Annotated in this window: 1 protein-coding gene; it reads left to right on the forward strand. The window is 54.9% G+C overall.

Annotated features, from left to right (window positions below):
• Nucleotides 1-133 precede the first annotated feature (133 nt).
• On the forward strand, nucleotides 134-441 hold a 308-nt coding region (locus KHA85_RS20285), incomplete at its 3' end, for an EamA family transporter (RefSeq protein WP_213186680.1).

The raw sequence follows: 441 nt of genomic DNA on the forward strand, positions 1-441 counted from the left end.
TTATTAAGCCTAACCCAACGGTGAAATTTTGCCGGTAGTTTGTCTTTTGTTCAGATGTAAACCGCCTTTTCGCCAACGCGGCGCGCATCTTCCGTTACAATCGCCCTTTCGGTCTTTTTAGGGTGAACCCATCGTGCTGCTTTTGGTTATAACCACCATCCTGTGGGCGTTTTCTTTCAGCCTGATTGGCGAGTACCTGGCGGGCCAGGTCGACAGCGGGTTCTCGGCGCTGGTGCGCATCGGTCTGGCGGCGTTGGTGTTCCTGCCGTTTCTGCGCTGGCGCAATATCAAGCCCAGGGTGATCCTGCTGTATATGCTGGTGGGCGCTTTCCAACTGGGCATCATGTACCTGTTCAGCTTCCGCGCCTATCTCTACCTGACGGTGCCCGAATTCCTGCTGTTCACCGTGCTGACGCCGCTGTACATCACCTTGATCTACGA

Source organism: Dietzia massiliensis (assembly GCF_018390595.1).
Classification (GTDB): Bacteria; Actinomycetota; Actinomycetes; order Mycobacteriales; family Mycobacteriaceae; genus Dietzia; species Dietzia massiliensis.